Annotated in this window: 13 protein-coding genes and 1 pseudogene; 10 read left to right on the forward strand and 4 right to left on the reverse strand. The window is 61.1% G+C overall.

Annotation, left to right across the window (positions count from 1 at the left end; genetic code table 11):
* Positions 1-361, forward strand: a pseudogene (locus WMO46_RS13175) (hypothetical protein); the annotation flags it as partial.
* Positions 362-371: 10 nt separating this feature from the next.
* Here WMO46_RS13175 and WMO46_RS13180 read toward each other — a convergent pair.
* Positions 372-2,408 carry an alpha-amylase family glycosyl hydrolase gene (locus WMO46_RS13180; RefSeq protein ID WP_349094501.1) on the reverse strand — a complete coding sequence of 679 codons (2,037 nt, stop codon included), beginning with the start codon at positions 2,406-2,408 and terminating at the stop codon, positions 372-374.
* 193 nt (positions 2,409-2,601) lie between these two features.
* Between WMO46_RS13180 and WMO46_RS13185 the strand changes: the two genes are divergently transcribed.
* The 9 genes from WMO46_RS13185 to WMO46_RS13225 all read left to right on the forward strand — a co-directional run bounded on the left by WMO46_RS13185 (position 2,602) and on the right by WMO46_RS13225 (position 18,133).
* A complete protein-coding gene (locus tag WMO46_RS13185; protein ID WP_129651882.1) occupies positions 2,602-4,152 on the forward strand; it encodes a peptide MFS transporter in 1,551 nt (516 codons plus the stop codon).
* A 182-nt stretch (positions 4,153-4,334) separates the two neighbouring features.
* On the forward strand, positions 4,335-4,973 hold the full coding sequence (locus WMO46_RS13190) for a TetR/AcrR family transcriptional regulator (RefSeq protein WP_026076523.1): 639 nt from the start codon (positions 4,335-4,337) through the stop codon (positions 4,971-4,973).
* Positions 4,974-5,107: 134 nt separating this feature from the next.
* Positions 5,108-5,914 carry an MBL fold metallo-hydrolase gene (locus WMO46_RS13195; protein WP_278818696.1) on the forward strand — a complete coding sequence of 269 codons (807 nt, stop codon included), beginning with the start codon at positions 5,108-5,110 and terminating at the stop codon, positions 5,912-5,914.
* Positions 5,895-6,710 carry an SDR family oxidoreductase gene (locus WMO46_RS13200; protein WP_349094502.1) on the forward strand — a complete coding sequence of 272 codons (816 nt, stop codon included), beginning with the start codon at positions 5,895-5,897 and terminating at the stop codon, positions 6,708-6,710. The genes WMO46_RS13195 and WMO46_RS13200 overlap by 20 nt, the downstream gene beginning before the upstream one ends.
* A gap of 270 nt (positions 6,711-6,980) precedes the next feature.
* Positions 6,981-8,177, forward strand: coding sequence for a glycoside hydrolase family 88 protein (locus WMO46_RS13205; protein WP_349094503.1), 1,197 nt, complete (start codon positions 6,981-6,983; stop codon positions 8,175-8,177).
* A 37-nt stretch (positions 8,178-8,214) separates the two neighbouring features.
* Positions 8,215-11,112, forward strand: coding sequence for a heparin-sulfate lyase HepC (gene hepC, locus WMO46_RS13210; RefSeq protein ID WP_349094504.1), 2,898 nt, complete (start codon positions 8,215-8,217; stop codon positions 11,110-11,112).
* 20 nt (positions 11,113-11,132) lie between these two features.
* Complete coding sequence (locus WMO46_RS13215; RefSeq protein WP_349094505.1) at positions 11,133-13,301, forward strand: surface glycan-binding family protein; 2,169 nt, start codon at positions 11,133-11,135, stop codon at positions 13,299-13,301.
* A 20-nt stretch (positions 13,302-13,321) separates the two neighbouring features.
* Positions 13,322-16,477 (forward strand): SusC/RagA family TonB-linked outer membrane protein, encoded by a 3,156-nt coding sequence (locus WMO46_RS13220; protein ID WP_276714455.1) that lies wholly within the window; start codon positions 13,322-13,324, stop codon positions 16,475-16,477.
* A 12-nt stretch (positions 16,478-16,489) separates the two neighbouring features.
* Positions 16,490-18,133 carry a RagB/SusD family nutrient uptake outer membrane protein gene (locus tag WMO46_RS13225; RefSeq protein WP_349094506.1) on the forward strand — a complete coding sequence of 548 codons (1,644 nt, stop codon included), beginning with the start codon at positions 16,490-16,492 and terminating at the stop codon, positions 18,131-18,133.
* An 83-nt stretch (positions 18,134-18,216) separates the two neighbouring features.
* Here the strand turns inward: WMO46_RS13225 and WMO46_RS13230 are convergent, their stop codons facing one another.
* The 3 genes from WMO46_RS13230 to WMO46_RS13240 form a co-directional block, all read right to left on the reverse strand.
* A complete protein-coding gene (locus tag WMO46_RS13230; protein WP_349094507.1) occupies positions 18,217-21,324 on the reverse strand; it encodes a glycoside hydrolase family 2 TIM barrel-domain containing protein in 3,108 nt (1,035 codons plus the stop codon).
* 23 nt (positions 21,325-21,347) lie between these two features.
* A complete protein-coding gene (locus tag WMO46_RS13235) occupies positions 21,348-22,928 on the reverse strand; it encodes a beta-N-acetylhexosaminidase (protein WP_349094508.1) in 1,581 nt (526 codons plus the stop codon).
* Between the two features lie 61 nt (positions 22,929-22,989).
* On the reverse strand, positions 22,990-25,269 hold the full coding sequence (locus tag WMO46_RS13240; RefSeq protein WP_349094509.1) for a DUF5689 domain-containing protein: 2,280 nt from the start codon (positions 25,267-25,269) through the stop codon (positions 22,990-22,992).
* Positions 25,270-25,285: the final 16 nt, after the last annotated feature.

A 25,285-nucleotide genomic window follows, 5' to 3' on the forward strand; every position in this document is an offset into this window, starting at 1 on the left:
CCGCGACGAATGGGATGAAATAGTCTCGGATCGGGAGCTGACAGACAATCTCTACAACGGCGAGGACCGTTTCGAGGTCGTCAGCCGCGACGAGTTGAGCGTGGAGATTTTCACCGGGGAGTTTCCGCACCTGCTGGCCAGCATCTGCCGTCAGGCTATATTGGGAAACGAGCCGCTCGAAGCGACTCCCGAAACGGCTGCGCAGTACGGATTCAGTCCCGAAGAGATGAATACGCTGGGCGCACAGATCGCCCGCTGCAACCGGCGGATCATCGCTGAGCTGCGCGAAGACTACGAGCGGCTGAAGGCGATCGACTGCCTGCACCGGGAGCCGGGGCGGGCATCCGAAGGCAGTCGCTGAGTTCGTTCGGCTACCTTTTGCGCAGGAACACCGTCGCCGTGCGCGAGGTGTTGTAGATGCGGATGCGGGGGCGCTCCTGCCCGTCGTCGCCCTTTGCGGGGAACGAAAAGTGCTCGGCATCCATCGACTGACGCTCCTGGCCGCCGAAGCGCCGCTCGTCGGTCGAGAGCACCGGGACGTACTTGCCCGGCCCCTGCACCGGCAGTTCGTAGTCGGGGATCGAGGCCGTGGGGTGCCAGTTGAAGACGAACAGCAGCCGGCCGTGCGAGAAGACCATCGTTTTGTTGCGCTCGTCCATCAGCAGGTTCCACGCATAGCCCTCTTCGAGCACCTTGTATTTCTTCACCAGCCGGATCATCGCCCGGTCGAAATCACCCAGCCACGCATAGCGCAGGAATCCGTTCCGCGCCAGCGACCACTGCCGCCGGGCGTGGGCGTAGCTCCACCCGTTGCCCTCGCGCGGGAAGTCGATCCACTCGGGATGCCCGAATTCGTTGCCCATGAAGTTGAGGTAGGCTTGTCCGCCCGTGGAGATGGTCATCAGGCGGATCATCTTGTGCAGGGCCATGCCGCGGTCGATGACGATGTTCTCCGACGCGCGGTCCATGTGGAAATACATCTCCTTGTCCATCAGCCGGAACGCCAGCGTCTTGTCGCCCACCAGCGCCTGGTCGTGCGACTCGGCGTAAGCCACGGTTTTCACTTCGGGCAGGCGGTCGGTCATCACGGACCACATCTCCCAGATGTTCCACTCCTCGTCGGGAACCTCTTTCAGCTGTTTGATCCAGAAGTCGGGAATCGCCATCCCCAGGCGGTAGTCGAAGCCGACGCCGCCGTCGGCGATCGGGATGCACATCCCCGGCATGCCGCTCACGTCCTCGGCGATGGTCACGGCCGAGGGCCGGAAGTCGTGCGCGAGGCGGTTGGCGAGGGTGAGGTAGAGGAGGGCCTCCTCGTTGACGCCCGTGTCGAAGAAGCGGTCGCGCGAGTCGAATGCGACGTAGCCGTGGTGGTGGTAGATCATCGAGGTCACGCCGTCGAAGCGGTAGCCGTCGAAATGGAACTCGTCGAGCCAGTATTTGACGTTCGACAGCAGGAAATGGCGCACCTCGTCCTTGCCGTAGTCGAAGAGTTTCGAATCCCAGTAGGGCTGGTAGCCCGCCTCGCCCGCCGGCGAGTAGAGATGGTCCGTGCCGTCGAGTTCGTTGATCCCCTCGTTGAGGTTCTTCACGTAGTGGGCGTGCACGAGGTCCATGATGACCGCGAGCCCCAGCTCGTGAGCCCGGCGGATCAGCTCTTTCAGCTCCTCGGGCGTGCCGCAGCGCGATGTCGGGGCGAAGAAGCTCGACACGTGGTAGCCGAACGAACCGTAGTAGGGGTGTTCGGCCACGGCCATCAACTGCACGGCGTTGTAGCCGTCCTTCTTGATGATCGGGAGTATCTTTTCGGTGAATTCGCGGTAGGTGCCCACGCCCTCGCGCTCCTGGGCCATGCCCACGTGGGCTTCGTAGATCAGCAGGCTGCCGATCTTCGAGGCGTCGAAGGCGTCGCCCCGCCAGTCGAACGGCTCCGAGGGCGCCCAGAACTGCGCGGTGTAGTTCTTCGTCGCCTCGTCCTGTACGACGCGCGCGGCATAGGCCGGAATGCGGTCCAGCCAGCCGTTGTCGCCGTGGACGTGGAGTTTGTAGAGCGAGCCGTGCACCAGCCGGTCGCGGTACATCGCCGTGGGGAAAAAGGCGCTCCACACCCCCGCCGCGTCGCGGTGCATGCGGATCTCGGTGCGCTGCCAGTTGTTGAAGTCGCCGAAGACGTAGACATCGTGCGCTCCCGGCAGCCACTCGCGGAACCACCATCCGTCGAGTTCCTCGTCGCGCTGCCAGCCGAAATAGCGGTAGCCGTTGGCGTAGTCCACGATCGACCCCGAAGCGCTCTCGATCCGCGCCATCTGCCGCTCGTACTGTGCGTAGCGGCGGTTCATATGTTCTTCGACGGGCTGCAACCATGCGTCGCGCTCTACGACGGGCAGTCTTCGGGGCGTTTTTTCCATAGGAGATGCTGGATTTCTATAAAGTATGACAAAAACCGGACGGATTCGAAGCCGGACCGCCTGCGGTTCGGCAAGACTTTCCGACTGATAAAAGTGCCGTTACGACACCAAATATACGAAAAAATTTCTATCTTTGTCTCCGAACGAAAACGAATCCCTATTACTAACATTTACTAACATCCAAAAAAAATTTATGAAAGGACAACCCAAAGGATTGATCGCGGCGGCCCTCGCCAACATGGGCGAACGCTTCGGTTTCTATATCATGATGGCTATCCTTACCCTGTTCATCTCGGCCAAGTTCGGTCTGGACGAGGCCACCGCAGGGTATATCTATTCGGGCTTCTACGCTTCGATCTACCTGCTGGCGCTGGTCGGCGGCATCATCGCCGACAAGACCAAGAACTACAAGGCGACGATCATGTGGGGCCTGATCGTGATGAGCATCGGCTATCTGCTCATCGCCATCCCGACGCCGACGCCCGTGCCGAGTCTGTGGCTCTACCTGACGCTGACCTGCCTGGGACTGCTGGTGATCGCCTTCGGCAACGGTTTGTTCAAGGGCAACTTGCAGGCGCTGGTGGGCCAGATGTACGATAACAGCGAATTCAGCGCCAAACGCGAATCGGGCTTCCAGATCTTCTACATGTTCATCAATATCGGCGGTTTCTTCGCTCCGTTCGTCGCCATCGGCGTGCGCAACTGGTGGCTGAAGGTCAACAATTTCGACTACAACGCTAAACTCCCGGCTCTGTGCCACGAATACCTTGCCAAAGGCGAGGAGATGGTCGGCGAGGGCCTCGCCAACCTCAACTCCTACGCTTCGGCGGCGCACCTCGACGGAACGCCCGTGAGCGACCTCGGGGCCTTCTGCAACACCTACCTCGATGTCTTCAACCGCGGTTTCCACTATGCGTTCATCGCGGCGATCGTGATGATGCTCATCTCGCTGGCGATCTACATGGCCAACCGCAAGCGGTTCCCCGATCCTTCGAAAAAGGCCGCTGCCGCCGGCGTCAAGGCTTCGGCCGAGGAGATCAAGATGTCCGCCCAGGAGATCCGCCAGCGCATCTACGCTCTGTTCGCCGTCTTCGGCGTGGTGATCTTCTTCTGGGTGTCGTTCCACCAGAACGGCTATTCGCTGACCTATTTCGCCCGCGACTACGTGAATCTCGACGTTATCAACATCGACTTGGGATTCACGACCATCAAGGGCGCGGAGATCTTCCAGAGCGTCAATCCTTTCTTCGTCGTCTTCCTCACGCCGATCATCATGTGGTTCTTCGGCTGGCTGCGCAAGCGCGACATCGAGGTCTCGACCCCGATGAAGATCGCCATCGGCATGGGCATCGCCGCTTTGGCCTATGTCTTCCTGATGCTCTTCTCGCTGGCCCTGCCGACGAAGGCCGAACTGGCCGGCATGCGCGCCGATGAGGTGCAGTCGCTGCTGGTCACCCCGTGGGTGATGGTGGGCCTCTATTTCATCCTCACCGTCGCCGAGCTGTTCATCTCGCCGCTGGGTCTGGCGTTCGTGTCGAAGGTGGCGCCTCCCCACATGCAGGGCCTGATGCAGGGCTTCTGGCTGGCCGCCACGGCCGTGGGCAATGCCCTGCTGTTCGTCGGCGGATGGCTCTACCTCCATATGCCGATGTGGGCTACGTGGGCCGTGTTCGTCGCCGCCTGCGGCTTGTCGATGCTCGTCATGCTCTCGATGGTCCGCTGGCTCGAACGGGTCACCAAATAATCCGCGCGATTTTTCGCCCGGCCGCCGCAGATTTCCTGCGGCGGCTTTTTTGTCGCCCACGGCGAAGTAGTCCCCGACGGCTTCTTCCTGGTCGGATTCGTTGAAAAACCGCCGAAAACGGAAAACTTTTTTGTTTCATGAGTTTCCCTGTCTATATTTGTCGTATCAATTCGGATCGGATCATGGACCAGAAGGAACGAATCATCGAACAGGCGATGCAGATGTTCGTCGCCCAGGGCATCAGGTCGGTGCGCATGGACGACATCGCGCAGCAGCTGGGTGTCTCGAAACGAGCGCTTTACGAGCTGTTCGGCGACAAGGAGGGGTTGCTCTACCTCGCTATGGAACGTTTTTTCGAGTGCAAGCGCATCGAGCGGGCCGCAGCCTGCGCCGGGGCCCGCAACGTGCTCGAAGCGATGTTCATGGTGCTGGGGTGCGTGGCCGACGAGTCGGAGACGATACAGCGGCTGCTGGGCAACCTGCGCAAGTTCTATCCGGCCGTTCACGCCAGGCTGATGCGCGAAGGGACCGCCCAGAGCCGTCTCGATTTGCTGCGGATGCTCGAAACGGGCATTGCCGACGGGCTTTTCACCGGGAGTTTCAACCTCGATCTGGCCATTGCGGTGCTTTATTACACGGCTTCGGCCATCACCAAGCGCAAGGACATCCCGTTGCCCGAGGGGATGACCGAGCGCGAGGCTTTCGTGCAGATCATCAGCAACTTTTTCCGCGGCATCTCCACAGCCAAGGGGCTGGAGCTCATCGACGACTACCTGAAACGCTATGAACCGGCCAAGACCGGAAACAAATCGGAATTATGAATATTCCGATGAAAAGGCTGATTCTGACCCTGCCGCCGCCGCTGGCGTCCGGGCATCGGGCAGGTGCACATTGAGACGGAAAAAATGCAAGCGAGCTTGCTTTTTTCTCTCGGCTTATTCGTATCTTTGTAACCATGAAACTCACCTTTCTGGGAACCGGAACCTCGCAGGGCGTACCTGTCATCGGCTGCCGCTGCAAGGTCTGCACCTCGGCGGACCGGCGCGACAGACGCCTGCGCACGGCGGCTATGGTCGAGACGCACGGCGTGAGGCTGGTGATCGACGCCGGGCCCGATTTCCGCTACCAGATGCTTCGCACGGGCGTGCGCCATATCGACGCCATCCTGCTGACCCACGAGCATAAGGACCACATTGGCGGGCTGGACGACGTGCGGGCTTTCAATTTCGTCGATTATCCCCCGACCATCCACAAGGTCCACATCTACGCCGCGCCGCAGACGCTGGCGTGCGTGCGCAAGGATTTCGACTATGCCTTCGCGCAGGACAAATACCGCGGCGTCCCGGAGATCGAGTTGCACGAGGTGGACGTGGCGCACCCCTTTGCGGTCGGGGGCGTGGAGATCATCCCGGTTTCGGGACGCCACTCCGAACGCTTCCGGGTCACGGGCTACCGCATCGGGCCGCTGGCCTATCTCACGGATTTCAAGACCATCGAGGATGCCGAGGTCGAAAAGCTCCGCGGGGCGGAGGTGCTGGTGGTCAATGCGCTGCGCTTCGTCGTGCATCCGTCGCATTTCAACCTGGAAGAGGCGCTGGCGCTGATCCGCCGCGTCGGGCCGCGCGAGGCTTATATTACGCACATGTCCCACGAGATCGGGTTGCATGCCGCGACGGAGACGATGCTTCCCGAAGGGGTGCATCTGGCTTACGATACATTGGAAATCGAAATAAACGAACAGTATGAAAACACTCAGGGATAAGGTCATCGTCATCACGGGGGCTTCGTCGGGCATCGGCGAGGCGATGGCGAAGGAGTATGCCGCGCAGGGCGCGAAGGTGGTGCTCGGGGCGCGCAGCGTCCAGAAATTGCAGCTTCTGGCGGGCGACATCCGCTCGACGGGCGGCCGGGCGGCTTACTGCGGCGTGGACGTGACGAAGCCCGCCGAATGCAAGGAACTGATCGGCACCGCCGTCCGTGAGTTCGGGGGCATCGACGTGCTGATCTGCAACGCGGGGATCTCGATGCGCGCGATCTTCGACGACGTGGAGCTCGACGTGCTGCACAAGCTGATGGATGTCAATTTCTGGGGTGCGGTCTATTGCTGCAAATACGCATTGCCCTACTTGCAGGCGTCGAAAGGCTCGGTCGTCGGCATTTCGTCCGTCGCCGGGTTGCACGGGCTGCCCGGCCGCACGGGTTATTCGGCTTCGAAATACGCCATGACGGGCTTCCTCGAAACGCTGCGCATCGAAAATCTCAAAAAGGGGTTGCATGTGATGATCGCCTGCCCGGGATTCACGGCCTCGAACGTCCGTTTCTCGGCCCTGACGGCCGACGGGTCGCAGCAGGGCGAAACTCCGCGCGACGAGGCGAAGATGATGACCGCTGAGCAGGTCGCCCGCATCGTGGCGAAGGGCATCCTCCGGCGCAAACGCCTCTGCCTGATGGAGATCGAGGGGCGCGCGACGCATTTCGTGAAGAAATTCGCCCCGGCGTTTCTCGACCGGATGTTCTATCTGGTGATGTCCCGGGAGCCCGATTCGCCGCTGAAATAGCCTGCGGCGACATGTCGTACGGGAGTTCTGCGAGCGGAACTCCCGTTTTTCGTGCCCTTTGCGGCCCGGGCGCGGCGTCTGTTCCGACCTCGCCGGAAAGCCCCTCCAGAGCTGTTTTTGGACAAATTCCGCATCCGGTTGCACAAATTCAAAATTTATTTGAGCGGTTTTTGAAATCAATTCTTCAATTCTCAGGGTGCATGCAGGGGCTTATCGGTAATTTTGCTTACCGAAACATGTAAAACCTAAACCAAAAAACCTGAACTGCTCATGAGAAGAAATTTTCTCCCCATTCTGGGTCTCCTCTCTCTGTTCGTACTGGGTTCGTGCTCTGCGGATCGCGACCCCAAAATCGCATCCCTGAAACATGCCATCGAGGTTGCCGACAGTCAACTGCTGGACGCCGCCGCCGAACTCGACACGACGAACTGCTTTCCCCGTTCGCTGATGCCCAAGTTCCGTGCCGTCGACGCGAAGGACTGGACAAGCGGATTCTTCCCCGGCTCGCTCTGGCAGTGCTACCGCTTTACGGGCGACGAAAAACTCTTGGCCGAAGCCCGGAAATACACCGACCGGCTGGAGGGTATACAATATTATAAAGGGACGCACGACCTGGGATTCATGGTCTTTTGCAGCTTCGGCCAGCAGATGGAGACGCTGCATGACCAGCACTCGGAAGAGGTGATCGTCGAGGCCGCCAAGAGCCTCGTTTCGCGCTGCGATCCCCGCATCGGGCTGATCCGTTCGTGGGATTTCGGCGAGTGGAACTACCCGGTCATCATCGACAACATGATGAACCTCGAAATGCTCTTCTGGGCTTCGAAGCACACGGGCGATCCCGTCTACCGCGACGTGGCGGTCCGCCATGCCGACATCACGATGCAGAACCATTTCCGCGACGACGCCAGCTCGTTCCATGTCGTGAGCTACAACGACGACGGTACGGTCGAGAGCCGGGGGACGTTCCAGGGCTACTCCGACTCCTCGGCGTGGGCCCGCGGACAGGCGTGGGGCCTCTACGGCTACACGATGTGCTACCGCGAGACGGGCGACGCGAAATACCTGAAACATGCCGAGCGGATCGCCGGCTTCATCATGCACCATCCGAACACCCCCGCCGACCGGATTCCCTATTGGGACTACGACGCCCCGAACATCCCTGACGCTCCGCGCGACGCTTCGGCCGCCGCGGTGATCTCGTCGGCGCTGTTCGAGCTTTCGACGATGGTTCCCGAGGCCGAGGGCCGGAAGTACTTCGACTATGCCGAAACGTTGCTGATGAACCTTTCGTCGGACGCTTATCTGGCCGGGAAGGGCACCAACGGCGGCTTCATCCTGATGCACAGCGTCGGCCACCTGCCTGCCGACAGCGAGATCGACACTCCGCTCAACTATGCGGATTACTACTACCTCGAAGCCATCGGGCGTTACCTGTCGCTGCGGGGCCTCGACCCGCGGCGGATCTGACGCCGGTTCTGAAAAAACCTAAAATCACCTATAACCTATGAAACGCATTTTTACTGAAATTTCGGCGTTCGGATTCATCGTGGCAGTCCTGTTCTCGGCGGGCTGTCTGTCGGATGATCTGGGACGATCGGACAACGGCAGCGGAACGGGTTCCACGGAGCCGACGATTCCCGACAACAGCGTGATCGAAGCGGGCGTGTTCAACGCTCTGAACCTCGATTATCCCGGTCTTGCCGCCGTGAAGGCTTACTACGAGTCCGACCAGTACTACCTGGCGGCGCAGGCTTTGCTGGAATACTACCGTGGCCGGACCGACGTGGTCAACGGCAACGTCAACCTGATCGCACCCTCGATCTCCGCCGAGGAACAGGTGTGGGCCGATCAGGCGCTCCTCGCCAACGAGTATCGTTTTTACGTTGAGGGTTACATGGACGGCGACGTGCCTTATTCCTACCTGAAATCCCGGGCCGTTGACTGGACCGTTTGCCCGACGGGCGATCTGGAACAGCGCTACCGCGTACACCGCCATCAGTGGATGGTCCCGCAGGGAAAGGCTTACCGCACGTCGCTCGACGAGACCTATGCCTCCGAATGGGTGACGGTCTACGAGGACTGGTTGGGGAAATATCCCCGTCCGACGGGCGACGTGGACTACGACGCCGATCCCGCCTCGCAGCCCGAGGAGTCGCGCGAGGCATTGTATGCCTGGCGTCCGGCCGATGTGGCCTGCCGTGTCGAGGCCCAGTGCGATCTGCTCTATTATTTCATGCAATCGACCTCTTTCACGCCGCAGCTGCTTTCGAAGTTCCTGGCGAATCTCGCCGAGCAGGCCGAGCATGTCAGGACGCACTATTCGGAGGATGTCGATACGAAGGCTGCGGAGGCGCACGCCGTGTTCCGCGCCGGTACGATTTTCCCCGAGATGAAGCGGGCCGAAGAGTGGGTCGAGAGCGGCTCGGGGTCGATGAACGAAGGCATCGACGCCAGCGTGTTCGAGGTGCTGGATCTCGATTACAGCGGTCTGACGAAGGTGAAGCGCGCTTACGACATCGGCGACTACTACATGGCGCTGGAGGAGTTGATGAACTACTACCGTTCGCGTACGCACGGGCTGAATCCCAATGTCGATCTTTTGAGCGTGACGCCCACGGCCAACGAGCAGCGCTGGGCCGATTACGCGCTCCGCGAGAACGACTACCGTTTCTATGTCAACAACTACTTCGATCCCAATGCCGGTGAGTCCAACGTGCCTTATTCCTACCTGAATTCCGAGGGCACGGACATCGACTGGACGATCTGGCCCACGAGGGAGCAGGAGCAGCGTTATCAGCTCCACCGCCACCAATGGATGGTTCCGCAGGCCAAGACCTACTACGCCTCGGCGGATGAGAAATACGCGCTGAACTGGATCGAGGTCTACGGCGACTGGCTGAAACAGAATCCCAAGCCCGAGCAGGGGACCGACGTGACCAATCACGCTTCGTGGCGTCCGCTCGACGTGGCTGCCCGCCTGATCGACCAGTGCGCCCTGCTGGAGTACTACCAGCAGTCGCCCTCCGTTACGGTCGAGTGGCTGGCCGAGGTGCTGACCCATCTCGACGAGCACGCCAACCACATCATGAACAACTATTCGACGACCTCCAACCATCTGATCACCCAGGCTCAGGCCGTGACATTCGCCGGCATGCTGTTCCCCGAGCTGAAGAACGCTTCTGCCTGGAAGCAGAGCGGTACGAGCGTGCTGAGCCGTGAGGTGACGGCGCAGTATTTCCCCGACGGCTGGCTGATGGACGGCGACCTGCACTACCACATCTCGGGCATCGAGGATTTCCGGGTTTCGCTGGAGGTGGCGCAGCGCAACGGCGAGGAGAGCCGCTTCCCGGAGAATTACGTCGAGTCGATGCGCAAGATGACCGACGTGGTGATGAACATGATCTATCCCGACTATACGGTGCCCAACATGGCCGACACGCGCCGTGCCACGTGGACTGCCAGTGTACTTCGACGCAATCTCACCAACTACTATAACCTCTTCCCCGACAATCAGCAGATGCTGTGGATGGCGACGGGCGGCGCCGAGGGCACGATGCCCGAAACCAAGGTCAAGACCTTCCCCGACGGCGGTTATTACGTGATGCGCTCGGGCTGGACGACCTCCGATATGATGATGGTGCTGCAAAACACCCCCGACGGTCCCTCCGAGCAATGGCACCGCCAGTACGACAACAACACGTTCGAACTGTGGGTCAAGGGGCGCAATTTCTTCCCCGACTCGGGCTGCTTCTCCTACGGAGGCACCTCCTCGTCGAATGCCGACCGGCGCAAGTACGCCGCTTCGACGGCCCACAACACCGTCACGCTCGGCGACGCGAACGTTTCGAGCGACGGCAAGCTGCTCAAAGAGTTCTCCAGGTCGGGTTCGGGCCATTGGTACGAGGCGCTGGTGCTGGAGAATCCCTCCTACGAGGGTTTGACCCACCGCCGTACGATTTTCATGGTCGATGACAAGTTCTATGTGATCCTCGACGAGGCTTACGGCACGGCTGCGGGCACCGTCAACCTGAACTTCAACATCACCGAGGGGGACGACTCGCAGGTGGTGTACGACCCGGAGGAGGGCGGTTTCCACACGGCGTTCTCCGACGGCAACAACCTGCTGGTGCGCACCCGGGGAAGCAAGACGGGGGCATTCGTCAAGAAAACGGGCTTCGTCTCCTACAACATCAACCAGACCGCGGAGCGCAAGGCTTACCAGCTGAACCTCGAAAAGACGGCCGACGAACCCGTCGTGCGTTACGCTACGGTGCTGCTGCCCACGTCCGACGCTTCGGCCGAGACGGTCGTCATCACGTTGGGCGACTGGTCGGAGAGCGGCGGTTCGGTCCGCGTGCAGGTCGGGGGCGTTTCCTATCCTGCGTTGTCCTATACTCTGTAACCTTAAAACCGCAATAACCTATGAAATCCCTGTTTCGAAACGTATGTTTCGCAGCGCTGACCGTTCTTTGCGCGGTCGCGCTCGCGGCCTGCGAGGACGATGATACCAAGAGCGGAGATTTGCAGCTCTTCTACCCGACGGTCGTGGACATCGGTCCTTCGATGAACTTCGTGTCGGGCACCCCGACCTACTACGGCCCCGCGCCGTCCGACTTTTCGATCGCGGGCGTCACGCTCGACGACGAATCCGTCGTCACCGAGTGTTTCTCGATCGGTGCCGATACCGGTATGGTCAGCATCTCGAATACGGACGACCTCGACCCCGGCACCTACAAACTGACCATTGCGTGCCGGGCCGGCGGCGGTCTCTACCGTTTCAAGGATATTTTCGTGGTGCGGATGGTTCCCGCCACGCCCGAGGCGATCGAGGTGAGCGAGCCGACGCTCGTGATTCCCTACGCCGAACTGGAGACCTCCGAGGCTTCGGTCACGGTGACGCCGGTGGGCGAGTCGGTGTCGATTCTCGGCTATGCGCTGGTGCAGGCGGAGGGCGAGGAGTATTTCGCCATTTCGAGCGGAGGCGTCGTGACGCTCAACGCGAATTTCTCGGGCGAGATCATGCCGGGCGATTATCCCCTGCCGATCCGCATCACCACCTATGCCGGAGCTACGGTTTACGAAAATCTGCTGACGGCGCGGATCACCAGCGAGCCGCTGGAAATCCGTTATCCTTCGGCTTCGGGGCGCATGGAGTACAATATGGCTTTCCAGGGCCCGACGCCGACGCTGAAAGGTTCGCCCGACGAGGTCGTGTGGGCCATCAAACAGGTGACCCCGGCCGAAGGCTTCGAGACGACCGACAAGATCCGGATCGACCCTGCGACGGGAGTCATTTCGGTCGATGCCGGCAACGAACTGCCCCTCGGCGCTTCCTATACGCTCGATCTGACGGTGACGAACAGTTTCGGTTTGGCCGATTTCGAAGGCGCCTATACGCTGACCGTGATCGAATACATCGCCCCGATCGAGCCCGAAACCTTCTCCTACGCTCCCGTCGAAGTGGTCGAAGGTACGAATTTCACGGCTCCGAAGGCCGACGGTTTTGTCGGCGACGAGGTGAGCTTCTCGCTGGGCGACGTGCCCGCGGCGCTGGCCGGCCAGCTTACGGTCGATGAAGCGACGGGCGAGGTCTCCTCGCTGCGCGGAATTACGGCCGATCCGGGTGTTTACCAGATTCCCGTCCGGGCTTCGAACATGAAGAGCGAAACGCCTGTCGAGGTGATGCTCGCACTGACTGTGACCGAGAACCCGAACATGTTTACGACGTTCAGCTACGGCAATAACCTCGGTCTGGACTGGACGACCAACGCCGATCAGCACGTCTTCGACATGGTGGGTGCTTCGAATAACAGTACGAATACGGATGTGACGATTCCTGTGGCACACGAGGATTTCGAAGGCCGCGAAGTCTCCTTTAGGCTGAACTATATTCACAACAATGCGTTCCGGACGGCAGCATCTGCATCCTATGTCGAAGAGGACGGTACGCTGCACCTGCGTTTCCGTAACGACCGTGTCGGCCAGATCGGTGTTATCAGGGTCGATGCTACGATCGGTACGGGCGAAACGGCCATTACCCGTTCGACCTATGTCTTTGTGAAAATTCAGTCGGATATCGACAAAGTCGTGGTTTACAATCCGATGGTTTTCCGGGTCAACCCGCGTACGGGCGGCTATTCGGAGGCTCCGACGATCAATGCCGACAAGTCGAATTTCATGATCTCGCTGAAACGCAATGTCTTCTATTACAACCTTAACGGGCCGGCATCGCATATTAGCAACAGTACGGCGCTGTCGGGGTCTTCTCCTACGAATTGCTTTATCTATCGCATGTGGGGCACCTATTTCGGCAGCACAGTCAATGCCGGTTCCCGCGAACCGATGTCCTACTACTCGACGACGAGCGCCGATGTTGCTCCCAATCTGACGGCGAAACTCGGATATATTGACTGCGGCACCGATTTCAGGATGTACATTCCGGCCAACAAGTGGATGCTCGACGGCGCTTACGCCAACGGCGTGCTGCTCTTCCAGGCTCCCTACACGACGACCGGAACCTTCTCGGAGCTCGATGCGTCGGGAACCAAGACCTTTATCTACGTGGCCGTCTGGTTCGACGAGAATTTTTAACCTAACTGAACATGAAACCTATGAAATACATGATAAACCGGGCTTTCGGGCTGAGAGGGGCGCTGACCCTTCTCGCCCTGATGCTGGCCTTCGCAGCGTCGGCCCAGAACAAGATAACGGGTAAGGTCGTCGATGAGAACGATCAGCCGGCTATCGGTGCCAACGTCGTGGTCAAGGGTACGACGCAGGGTGTCTCTACCGACCTGAAGGGTGCGTTCACGATTCCGGTCAAGAAAGGCGACGTGCTGGTTTTCTCTTACCTGGGCTATAAATCCCAGGAGGTGACGATCGCCGCCCAGACCCGGCTGGAGATCAAACTCGTTCCCGAAGCGAACGTCATGGACGAGGTGGTGGTCGTGGGTTACGGCGCCGTGAGGCGCGGCGACCTGACGGGTTCGGTCGCTTCGGTGTCCTCGAAGGATGTCGAAGGCTACAAGACCGGTTCGGTGATGGAGGCTCTCGGAGGGCAGATCGCCGGCGTGCAGATCACCGCCACGGACGGCACTCCGGGCGCCGGTTTCGACATCAAGGTGCGCGGTATCGGTTCGGTCAACGGCGACACTTCGCCGCTCTACATCGTCGATGGTTTCCAGGTGGACAATATCGACTACCTCTCCAACTCGGACATCGAGTCGATCGAGGTGCTCAAGGACGCCTCCTCGTCGGCCATCTACGGTTCGCGCGCCGCCAACGGCGTGGTGATGGTGACGACCAAATCCGGTAAGGTGGGGCGTCCCGTGGTGACCTACAACGGTTCGGCCAGCTACCGCCAGATCTCCAAGACCCTCGATCTGCTCTCGCCCTACGAGTTCGTGAAGCTGCAAACCGAGGCGTGGCCCGACAAGTTCGGCACGACTTATTACAGGGCCGGCAGCGACGACGACGGCATTCCCTACCGCTACCAGTCGATCGAGGATTATCGGAACGTGAAGGGGGTGGACTGGCAGAACGAAACGTTCCGTCCCACCTGGTCGCAGGACCACAACGTTTCGATCTCGGGCGGCAACGACAAGACCAAGTACGCTTTCTCGTTCGCCGACTTCCTCGAAAACGGTATCTTCAAGAACAGCGCCTTCAACAAGGTCACGGCCAAGATGCGCGTGAGCCATAAGATTTCGAAGGCCGTGTCGGTAGAGGCCACGGTCAACTATGCCAACACCGACAAGCGCGGTGTGGGCACCTCGGGCGACAACGGCCGCTTCAACATGCTGGCGCAGATTCTGCGCGCGCGTCCCACGGCGGGCCTCAGAATGACCGACGAGGAGCTGCTGGCGTCGTCGATCGACCCGCTGGAGCTCGAATCCTCGGAGTCGTTGTCGCAGGTGAACCCCATCAAGCAGGCCGAGTCGGTGATCAACACCACGAAGACCGAGATGTGGTCGGGCAACCTGGCGCTGAACATTGATTTCGGCAAGGGATGGACTTTCCGCACCGCCGGAACCTACAATACCTCCAATGCGCGCAACTACGTCTTCTACCAGGACGGATCGAAGGAGGCTTACCGCAACGGCCAGACGCCCTACGGTTCGACCCGCATGACGCGCAACGTTCGCTGGACAAATTTCAACTACCTGACTTATAAGTATAAGCGCAATAAGGGCCATGCGTTCGATGTCATGCTCGGACAGGAGACCTCGTTCCAGGGAACGGAATACCTGCTGGCCGGGGCTACGGATTTCCCGTTCGACAATCTGGCCAATAACAACCTCGGGCTGGGCGCTACGCCGACCACGGCGGATTCGGACCGTTCGGACAAGATGCTCGTTTCGTTCTTCGCCCGCGGAAACTACAACTACCGCGACCGCTACCTTTTCACGGCGACGGTCCGTGCCGACGGTTCTACGGTGTTCAGCAAGAACCACAAATGGGGATATTTCCCGTCGTTCTCGGCGGCATGGCGTGTTTCGGAGGAGAACTTCATGAAGAAGCAGGATGTCGTCTCCAACCTGAAACTGCGCGCCGGATGGGGTGTCGTGGGCAACGACCGCATCACCAACTACCTTTCGCTGGAACTCTATTCGCAGGGTAAGTACGGCTACGGCAACAATGTTATCACGGTGCTGTCGCCCAAGCAGTTGCAGAACGAGGACATCAAGTGGGAGGCTTCGCAGAGCACCAATGTCGGCATCGACCTGGGCCTGTTCCGCAACCGCCTGAACATCACGGCGGATTTCTTCCTCAAGGACACGAAGGACCTGCTGATGGCCGCCAACCGGGCCTATGTCTCGGGCTTCGCCTCGCAATGGAAGAACGTGGGCAAGATCCGCAACAAGGGTATCGAGATTGCGATCAATTCGACGAACATCGCTTCGAAGAGCGGTTTCCGCTGGACGACCGATTTCAACATCTCGTTCATTCGCAACGAACTGCGCGCGCTGGCCGGCGGAGCGAAGGAGATGCAGACTTCGGCGAGCTGGAACAGCGACTACACGGGTTACGACTACACGGCCCGCGTCGGGCAGTCGCTGGGGCTGATCTACGGTTATGTTTTCGACGGCGTGTACCAGACTTCGGATTTCAATGTCAACGCCGCAACGGGCGAGTATGTGCTCAAAGAGGGTGTCACCGACATATCGGATCATGCCGGCGTGCCCGTGGAGCCGGGTATGGTCAAGTATAAGGATACCGACGGCGACGGGGTCATCACCACGGCCGACCGTACGGTGATCGGCAACGGTACGCCCAAGTGGTACGGCGGTATCACCAACACCTTTTCGTTCAAGGGCGTGGACCTGAGCTTCATGTTCCAGTTCAACTATGGCAACGACGTTTACAACGCCACCCGCATCTACGCTTCGCAGACGCAGGACCAGCGTGCCAACCTGATGGCCGAGGTGGCCGACCGCTGGACGGTGACCAACGCCTCGAACAAGGTTCCGGCCTGGGACGGATATATCAAGAATGAGATCTATTCGCGCTTCATCGAGGACGGTTCGTTCCTGCGGTTGAAGAACCTGACCGTGGGCTACACCTTCCCGCAGCGATGGACGCGCAAGTTCTATGTTTCGAAGCTGCGCCTCTATTTCACGGCTCAGAACCTCTTCGTGGTGACGGGTTATAAGGGCTACGACCCCGAGGTGAACATGCGTGCGTCGAATCCCATGACCCCTTCGCTCGACTGGGGCGCCTATCCGAAGAGCAAAGTCTATACGTTCGGTATCGATCTGACCTTCTAATACGATAAAACCATGAAAAAGATATTTTTATACTGCCTGCCGTTCTGCCTGCTGTTCGCCTCGTGCTCCGACCTGCTCGACGAGGAATCCTACTCGGAGACCGGCAAGGGCAACTACCTGAACAACGCCAAAGAGGCGGAAACGGTTCTTCAGGGCGTTTACAAGAATCTGGCGAACGAGTACACCTATTCGTACCACTTGTCGCTGCTGTTCACGATCTCGACCGACATCGCCCAGTGCGAGGGGAGTTCGACGACTTCGTTCCGCGAGATTCCGACCAACTCCCACAATGCCTCGACGTCGCAGATCTCCCGCACGTGGCAGCAGCTCTATTCGGCGATTTACGATGCCAACGACTTCATCGAGACCGTTTCGGACCGCATGGACGGCTGGGGCTCTTCGGACCGCGAACTGGCCGCCATCTATCTGGGCGAGGCCCGGGCGCTGCGTGCGCTGTTCTATTTCGAACTGGTGCGCTGGTACGGCAATGTCGTGCTGATGACTTCGACGGCCGATTCGCGCAAGAAGGACGAAGATTACGAGCAGTCCGCCGCGGAGGATGTCTACGCCTATATCGAAGAGGACCTGAAATACGCCGCCGAGGTGCTTCCCTGGGCCGTTGACGACACCAAGCGCACGAGCAACGCCTATCGTTTCTCGAAGGGCGCCGCGCTGGGGCTGCTGGCCAAGGTTTACTGCACGTGGGCCGGTTATCCCGTGAAGGACGAATCGAAGTGGGCCGAGGCCGAGAAGGTTGCCCGCCGTGTCGTGGAATCGGGCAAGCACCGCCTGATCTCCGACTACGAAACCGTCTGGAAGAACACCTGCAACGGTATCTGGGATGCGGGCGAAAGCCTGATCGAAGTGTCGTTCTACTCGCCGACGGGTCTCGACAGCGACAACACGGCCGGACGTATCGGTAAATGGAACGGCGTATCGGCCACCACGATCGACGGCGAGCGCGGACGCAATGCCGCCAACTGGAAGGTCGTCTATACGTTCACCCGTGACTGGGAGGCGCAGAACGATCCCCGCATGAAACTTTCCATCGCCGATTACAAGTACGATCATACGCTGGGCAGCGGCCCGATCACCTATTTCTCGACCATTTCGAGTGCGAATCCCTCCGAGGACCAGAAGAACCGGCAGCGCCAGCTCTTCACGCCGGGCAAGTGGGACACCGAGAAATATGTCGAGACATCGAACTATATCGTCAACAACGACAAATCGAACGTCAACTGGTATATCCTGCGCTATTCCGACGTGTTGCTGCTCTTCGCCGAGGCGCTCAACGAGTCGGGCGGTTCGATCGTCGATGCCGTCGATGCCGTGAACGCCGTGCGCCGCCGCGGTTTCGGCGACACGAAGCACGATCTTTCCTACGGTCTTTCGCGTGAGGACCTGCGCGAAGCGATCCGCAAGGAGCGCGCCTATGAGCTCTGTTTCGAAGGCCACCGCAAGCAGGATCTGATCCGCTGGGGCATCTATTACGACCGTGTCATGGAAACCGCTCAGGAGTTGGTGAACTGGTATTCCAATGCCAACTATGCGGTTGCCAGATACATTATCAAGGGCCGTCACGAGCTGCTGCCCATTCCGCAGCGCGACCTCGACATGATGCCCAAGTGCAAGCAGAATTCCGGTTGGGGACAGTGACCGGACGACGTTGAAAACGACGGGAGTTACGTACTGAAAACGTAACTCCCGTCGTTTTGTCGGGCCCTGAGGTCCGGCGTTTTTTATCGTCCTCCCGTCACGGGACGCAGCACGAAGTTGAACACGTAGTCCTGATACGGCAGGCGGTATTGCGGCAGCGGCAGGCGTCCCCAGCTGTTCACGCACCCCAGTCCAGACTGGACGCTTTCGATGTTGACGTGCGTGCGTCCGTCTGAAACGAGGTCGCCGGGATGGCGGACATATTCGGACGATCCGTTGTCGAGCTGGGGAATGGAGTAGGGGATGGCCGATGCCGAGAAATGACGGTCGGAGCAGATTTCGATTCCGAGCCCCGTGGGGTCGGTCAGCCGCCACCAGCGCAGTCCTCCGCGCGTTCCCGACTCCTGGGGACTGGCGTATTTCATATGGAACTGGTCGGCGACGCGTTGCGTGTAACGCCCCACGAAAGCGGCGCCGGCGCGGTCGGCGTAGTTCTCCATCGGCCCCCGGCCGTAGTACTCCACGGCGTCGAACATCCCCGGGGTTTCGAAAGCCATGCCGAAACGCATCAGTTCGGCCACGTCCTTGCGTTCCGGGTCGGCTGTCATCGCCTCGCTGACGCGGACCGAACCGTCGGCGAAGATCGTGTAGGTGAGGCGGAGCCGTGCGCCCACGGCGGGAATCGTGTAGTCAGCGACGGCTTCGGCTTCGCTGTCTCCGGCCGTGAGGACGAAACCGACGAGCTGCGATTCGGCTGTCGCCCACATCCGGCTGTCGGGATATTTTCCCATTTGGCGCACGCCGAGGTCGTTGTCCGTGGCCGCGCGGTAGAAATTGGGCCGCAGGGGCCCTGCCAACAGTTCGACGTTGCGCAGGCGGTAGGAGCGGATGAAACCGCTCGCCGGATCGAATCCGACCGAGAATCCCTCGCCCGAGACGCTTTTGCCCTCCACGCGGAGCGCTCCGGCCGGAGCCTCGGCCGCGAAGCGGGCCGCCGGGTCGTCGCCGCGCAGTACGAGCTGGTCGGCGGCGACCTCGTGGAGCGCGTCGAGCAGTCCCAGCCGCTCGCGCAACTGGTAACGCACCGTGAGCAGCAATTCGCCACCGAGGTCCCGGAGCTGTTCGGGCTTGTAGCCCAGCGTCACGGCGGCGGTGGCCTGCGGGGCCACGTCGAGACGCTCGACCGCGCCGCTCAGGACCGGACGCCCGTCCGCGGTGATCTCCCAGAGGAGCCGGTAGGGCGAGAGGTCCGTGAAGAAATTTTCGTTAAAAACGTTTACGACGCCCTTTTCCAAATCGAGGGCCGAGGTGTGGATCGGCCGGTGCTGGTGCTTCACCTCGTAGGCGTGGGGATGCCACGTGCGGTCGGCGGCCAGCACGCCGTTGCAGCAGAAGGTGCTGTCCGAAGCGTCCGCGGCGTTGTAGTCGCCGCCGTAGCGGTAGATCAGCTTCCCTTCGGGACTGCGCCAGGCGAGGGCCTGATCGGCGAAGTCCCAGATGAATCCGCCCTGATATTTCGGTTCGCGGCGGATCATCTCCCAGTACTCCTCGAACCCGCCCAGCGAGTTGCCCATAGCGTGGGCGTATTCGCATTGGATAAGCGGTTTCTCGGGATCGGCGGCGAGGTATTTCCCGCATTGCTCGTAGCTCCAGTACATCGGGCAGACGATGTCGGTGTTGTAGTCCCCGTGGTAGGACGCCTGTTCGTACTGCACGGGCCGCGACGGGTCGAAGGACTTGATCCAGTCGTAGCAGCGTTCGAAGTTGGGGCCGTTTCCGGCTTCGTTGCCCGTGCTCCAGACGATGATCGAGGGGTGGTTGTAGTCGCGCAGCACCATGCGGCGGTTGCGGTCGAGGTGCGCGGCGGCGAAGGCGGGGTCGCCCGCGAGGTTCTTCGACTTGTCGCGGTAGTGCCAGCCGTGCGACTCGACATTGGCTTCGTCCACGACGTAGAGCCCGTATTCGTCGCAGAGGTCGTACCACAGCGGCACGTCGGGATAGTGGCACGTGCGCACGGCGTTCATGTTCAGCCGCTTCATCTCGCGGATGTCGCGCACCATCTCTTCGCGCGTAACGCAGTAGCCCGTGTTGGGCTCCATCTCGTGCCGGTTGACCCCCTTGATGAGAATCGGCTTGCCGTTGACCAGCAGCTGCCCGCCGCGGATCTCGACCTTGCGGAACCCCACGCGGAACGCCGCGGCTTCGGTCACACTGCCGTCGGCGGCGAGGGCTTCGGCCGTGAGCGTGTAGAGGTTCGGGGCCTCGGCGCTCCATTGTTTCGGGGCCGCGACCTCGAAGGTCGTCGAGACGCTGTTGCGGCGGGGGCGGAGCGTGCGGGTGTCGAGCGTGCGGCCTCCGTCGTCGCGGAGCGTCAGCCGGACGCTGCCGACACCCGGCGTCGCGGTCACTTCGGCGCGCAGCGTGCCGTCGCGGTAGTCGTTCACCAGATCGGGCGTCAGCCGCACGTCGGCCAGACGCCGCCGGTCGCGGGCGTAGAGGTAGCAGTCGCGGCCGATGCCCGAAAGTCGCCAGAAATCCTGGTCTTCGAGATACGAACCGTCGCACCAGCGGTTGACGCGCAGCACGATCAGGTTGTCGCGCCCGGGCGTGATATGGCGGGTGATGTCGAATTCGGCTTCGAGCTTGCTGTCCTCGCTGTAACCCGCCTCGCGGCCGTTGACCCAGAGCGTCACGTTCGAGATCGCCGAGCCGATGTGGATGAACACGTCGCGGCCCTGCCAGTCGGCGGGAATCCGGACGCTGCGGCGGTAGAGCCCCGTGTAGTTCTGTTCATGGGGAACCAGCGGAGGCTTCACCTCGAAGAATTTGTGCCACGGGTAGGGTTTGTTCGTGTAGACCGGATCGCCGCAGCCGTTCAGCTCCCAGATTCCCGGCACGGGCATCACGCCCCACGACGAGTCGTCGTAGCCGGGGCGGAAGAATCCCTCGGGCTCCGCACCCGGACGCTCCGCGCGCAGGAAGGCCCATTCGCCGTTGAGCGTCCGGTAGAAAGGCGAGAGGGTGTGGTCGTTCTCGGGAACGGCCTCGGAGGCCGTCGGGAAGACGATGAAGCTCGTGCGCATGGGCGCGCGGTTCACGGCGAAGCACTCCGGATCGAGCCAACGCTCCGCGGGGGCTTTCGCTGAAACCGCCGTGGCGGCGCAGAGGGCGAGAAATAGCAGTCTTTTCACTTTCGGCGTTTTTTTAAGGTGCGTTATTCGATACCCCGGAAGACGAAATCGGCATAGCGGTACCCCTCGCGGTCGTACAGGCCGCGCAGGCTCCCGAGCCGGCGCACGAAATCGTCGTAGTCGCGTCTTTCCGTCGCCCACGCCACTTCGGACATGGCCGCCAGACGCGGCAGCAGCATGTATTCGGCATGGTCCATCGTGGAGATGTATTCGGTCCACAGATTGGCCTGGACGCCGAGGATGTTGCGGCTCTGCGCCTCGTCGAGCCGGTCGAAGGGATCGTATCCGTAGAGTTTGCGGATCGGGACGTTGCGGCCGATCGAGAGCGGTTCGCCGTTCTTCTCCGGGTCGGAGGTCTGGTAATAGTCGAGGTAGAAATAGAACCGCGGGGCCATGATCACCCGGTTGCCGAGCTTCGCGGCCTCGATGCCGCCCTCGGTGCCGCGCCACGACATGACGATCGTCGAGGGGGTGACGCCGCCTTCGAGCAGTTCGTCCCAGCCGATCATTTCGCGGCCGTGGGCGTGGAGCCACTCCTCGATGCGGCACACGAAATAGCTTTGAAGGGCGTCTTCGTCTGCCAGCCCCTCCCGGTGCATGCGGCGCTGACAGTCGGGGCACGCCTTCCACCGCACCTTGGGGCATTCGTCGCCGCCGACGTGGATGTACTTCGAGGGGAAGAGTCCGAGCACCTCCGTAAGCACGTTTTCGAGAAACTCGAAGGTCGTTTCGCGGCCTGCGCAGAGCACGTCGCTGCTGTAATACCACGTCGTGCGCACCTCGTAGGGACCTTTCGTGCATCCCAGCCACGGATACGACGCGAGGGCCGCCATCGAGTGCCCGGGGAGCTCGATCTCGGGAATGATGTCGATGCAGCGTTCGGCGGCATAGGCCACCACCTCGCGGATTTCGTCCTGCGTGTAGTAGCCTCCGTGGGGCTTCCCGTCGTATTCGTCCGAGGTCTTGTAGTGGCCGATCAGCGTCTCCCGGCGCTGCGACCCGATGCGCGTCAGTTCGGGATAGCGTTTGATCTCGATGCGCCACCCCTGGTCGTCGGTCAGGTGCCAGTGGAAGGTGTTGAGCTTGTGCAGCGCCATGATGTCGATGAACCGTTTGACCTCCTCCACGGGATAGAAATAGCGCGCCACGTCGAACATCGCCCCGCGGTAGCCGAAATAGGGCTCGTCGCGGATCTCCACGACGGGCACCCGGTCGCCGTCGATGAGCTGGCGCAGGGTCTGCACGCCGTAAAGCACCGCCCGGGGCGATCCGCCGCAGATCGACACGCCTTTCTTCGTCGCGCTCAGCGTGTATTCTTCGCCGGCGAGCGTGTCGTCCAGTTGCAGGTCGATGCCCTTGTGCACGGGTTTGTCCGCTACGACGGGTTTCCGCTCGCCCTCTTCGGTCAGGTAGCCGGCGCACAGCGCGGCGACGGATTGCAGCGCGGGGTCGTCGTAACCGATCGGGCAGCTGCGGCCGAGGCGGAACGCGCCGTCGCCCTGTTCCACCGACAAGGGCCGGGGAATGACGTTGATTTCGGGTTGCGGGGCCTCGGCGCATGCGGCGGAGAGGAGCGCGGCGGCAAGGATCAGGAGCTTTCTCATGGATTCGGGGTTCAGGCATCGGCGGCCGGGACGGGTCATTCCCGCCCCGGCCGGCCGTGCGTTATTTTTTGTTGTAACGGATGGCGAAATAGTTCATGCACGACGGCGAGTCGATCGGCTGTGCGGCGTACTCGTCGAGGCTTCCGCCGAGGTTCCGGGCCGCTTGCAGCCGGATGTAGACGTTCTTTTTGCCGAGCATTTCGAGCGGCAGCTTCACGTCTATGGGTTTCCAGCCCGCATACTGCCAGTAGCGTGTCGCGGGGGTCCAGCGCGCCATGTCGGGCACGGTGTAGGAGGCGATGTAGATCCAGTCGCCGTCGGCGTTCATGTCGCCCGTCTCGGACCATGCCACGTCGAAATAGCGCGGCGAACCGTATTTGCCGCTGTCGTAGCGGTCGTTCAGGACGCTCACCTGCATCGACAGCACGTCGGTTTCGATCCCTTCGGTCGAGAAGTTCACGATCCACGCATGCCCGCGGTCGTTGGTCTTGTCCCACCAGTACCAATCGACCCATGCCGGGCCTTCGGCGCTGTTCTTGCGCGGAACCTTGCCCTTGCCGGCGCCGGACGTGTCGCCCGAGGTGCTGCTGTTCACGTCGGGGTTGTCGCGCCACCAGTCGGTCCCGTCTTCGAGGATGATGCCCATGCCGTTGACGTTGCCGATGTTCGACCCGAAGATGAACGAGGACTTGTTGCCCACGGGGCCGAGGTAGCTGAAATCCTCGTTGGCGAGAATCTTGATCGCCCCGGTGCCGTCCTTGTAGCTGTGCGTGAGGTAGCCGTTCGTGCCGTAGGTGGGGTAGACCTTGTTGTTGTCGTATTGCAGGAAGCGGTATTCGGTCAGCAGGGCCGAGAAACTCTCCTCGAAATCTTCGGCCAGTCCGTCGAAATCCGATTTCGAGACGTGGCGCAGCTGATAGCGGCCGATGTATCCGTACGATTCGTCGTCGCCGCTCGCATTGTCCTCCCACTCGAAGCGCGGGAACAGTTCGTGGACGACGATGCCCGAAAGTTTGCCCGAGCCGTAGGGCAGGCGGCTGCCGTCGCGGCGGTAGAGACACGTCGTGTTGGTGTAGAGGTAGATGTGTTCGCCCTCGATGTCGCGCACGAGCGACGCGCACTTCTCCGTGCGGTTGGCGCCCGTGGCATTGGCGTAGCCCTCGTTGATCGGCGTGAGCGGACCCTTGCGGATCGGCAGTTCGCAGTCGGTGAGCGTGACGTAGGTGTAGATGTCGTCGTCGGTCAGCTGGCTGATGCGCTTCTCCTTGCGCGGAATGTCCGCCGCCGTGCCCAGCTCCGAGCTGATGATCATGGCCGACTTCACGCCCTTGAGGGCGAAACGGTCGGGATCGGTGTCGTGCACGAGCCGCACGCCTTTGAGCGAGAGCTGGATGCGGCTGTAACGCATGAAGATGTTGTCGTCGGCCGTTTCGGTCTCGATCAGGAAGCCCAGGCTGCCGTCGATGCTCTCGACATAGGCGGTCTTCTTGCACACCTCGTAGTTGATCGTCGATTCGGTGGTCATGGGGTTGGCTCCCATGTTGCCGCCCGCAGCGTCGCTGACCACCCAGGCCGAAATGTAATAGTCGTTTTCGACGGTCACGACCTGCCCGGGGCCGCACAGGGCGCGGATCTCGGCGAACGTCTTTTCGGTTCCGAAGTCGTCGCGGGCGTTGGCCTGCACGACATAGAGCTTGGCCGCCGTAACTTTGTCCCAGCCGTTGGTGAACGAGAGGGTTATCTCCGCCGACCGCATGTTCTCCTGATCGGGGTTGGCCTGCGTGGCGAAGAGCAGCGCGCCCGACGCGTCGTCGATGCGTACGTCGGAGAGCCAGCCGGCGTTCTCCTCGTCGGGATAGGTTATCTTGGTCGTGAGGCGCTCCGAGCCGATGTTGGTGTCGAGCGGGACCGAGACGGAGCTTTCGGCGGCGCTGCCCTTCACCGAGACATTCGGCGCGGGGAACACCAGCCGCTCTTCGATCAGCCCCTCCTGACGGATGTAGACCGTGTCGCGGCGGCGTCCGCTGTCGTCCTGCAACAGCAGGCGCGCCACGCGGGCGAAGGAGTCGTTGGCTTCGTAGGTGACGCTGAACGCGCCGTCGCCCGGAATCCGGTCGGCGTGGGCCTCGGCCCAGGGAGTCGCTTCGAGGAACGAGACGTTGCAGCCGCGGTTGCTGTAAACCTCGACCTCGACCGTGCCGCTCTGTGCCGGCACGATGTATTCGCCCTTGACGGCCCCGAGTTCGATGACGGGAACTTCGTCCGGATCGTCGGTGCAGGCTGCCGCACAGACCGTGAGGGCCGTCAGCAGCAGTAGTTTCCAACTGTTTATCGTTTTCATGGTGTCTTTGTTTTGA

The sequence above is a fragment of the Alistipes intestinihominis genome (assembly GCF_040095975.1).
Lineage (GTDB): Bacteria > Bacteroidota > Bacteroidia > Bacteroidales > Rikenellaceae > Alistipes > Alistipes senegalensis.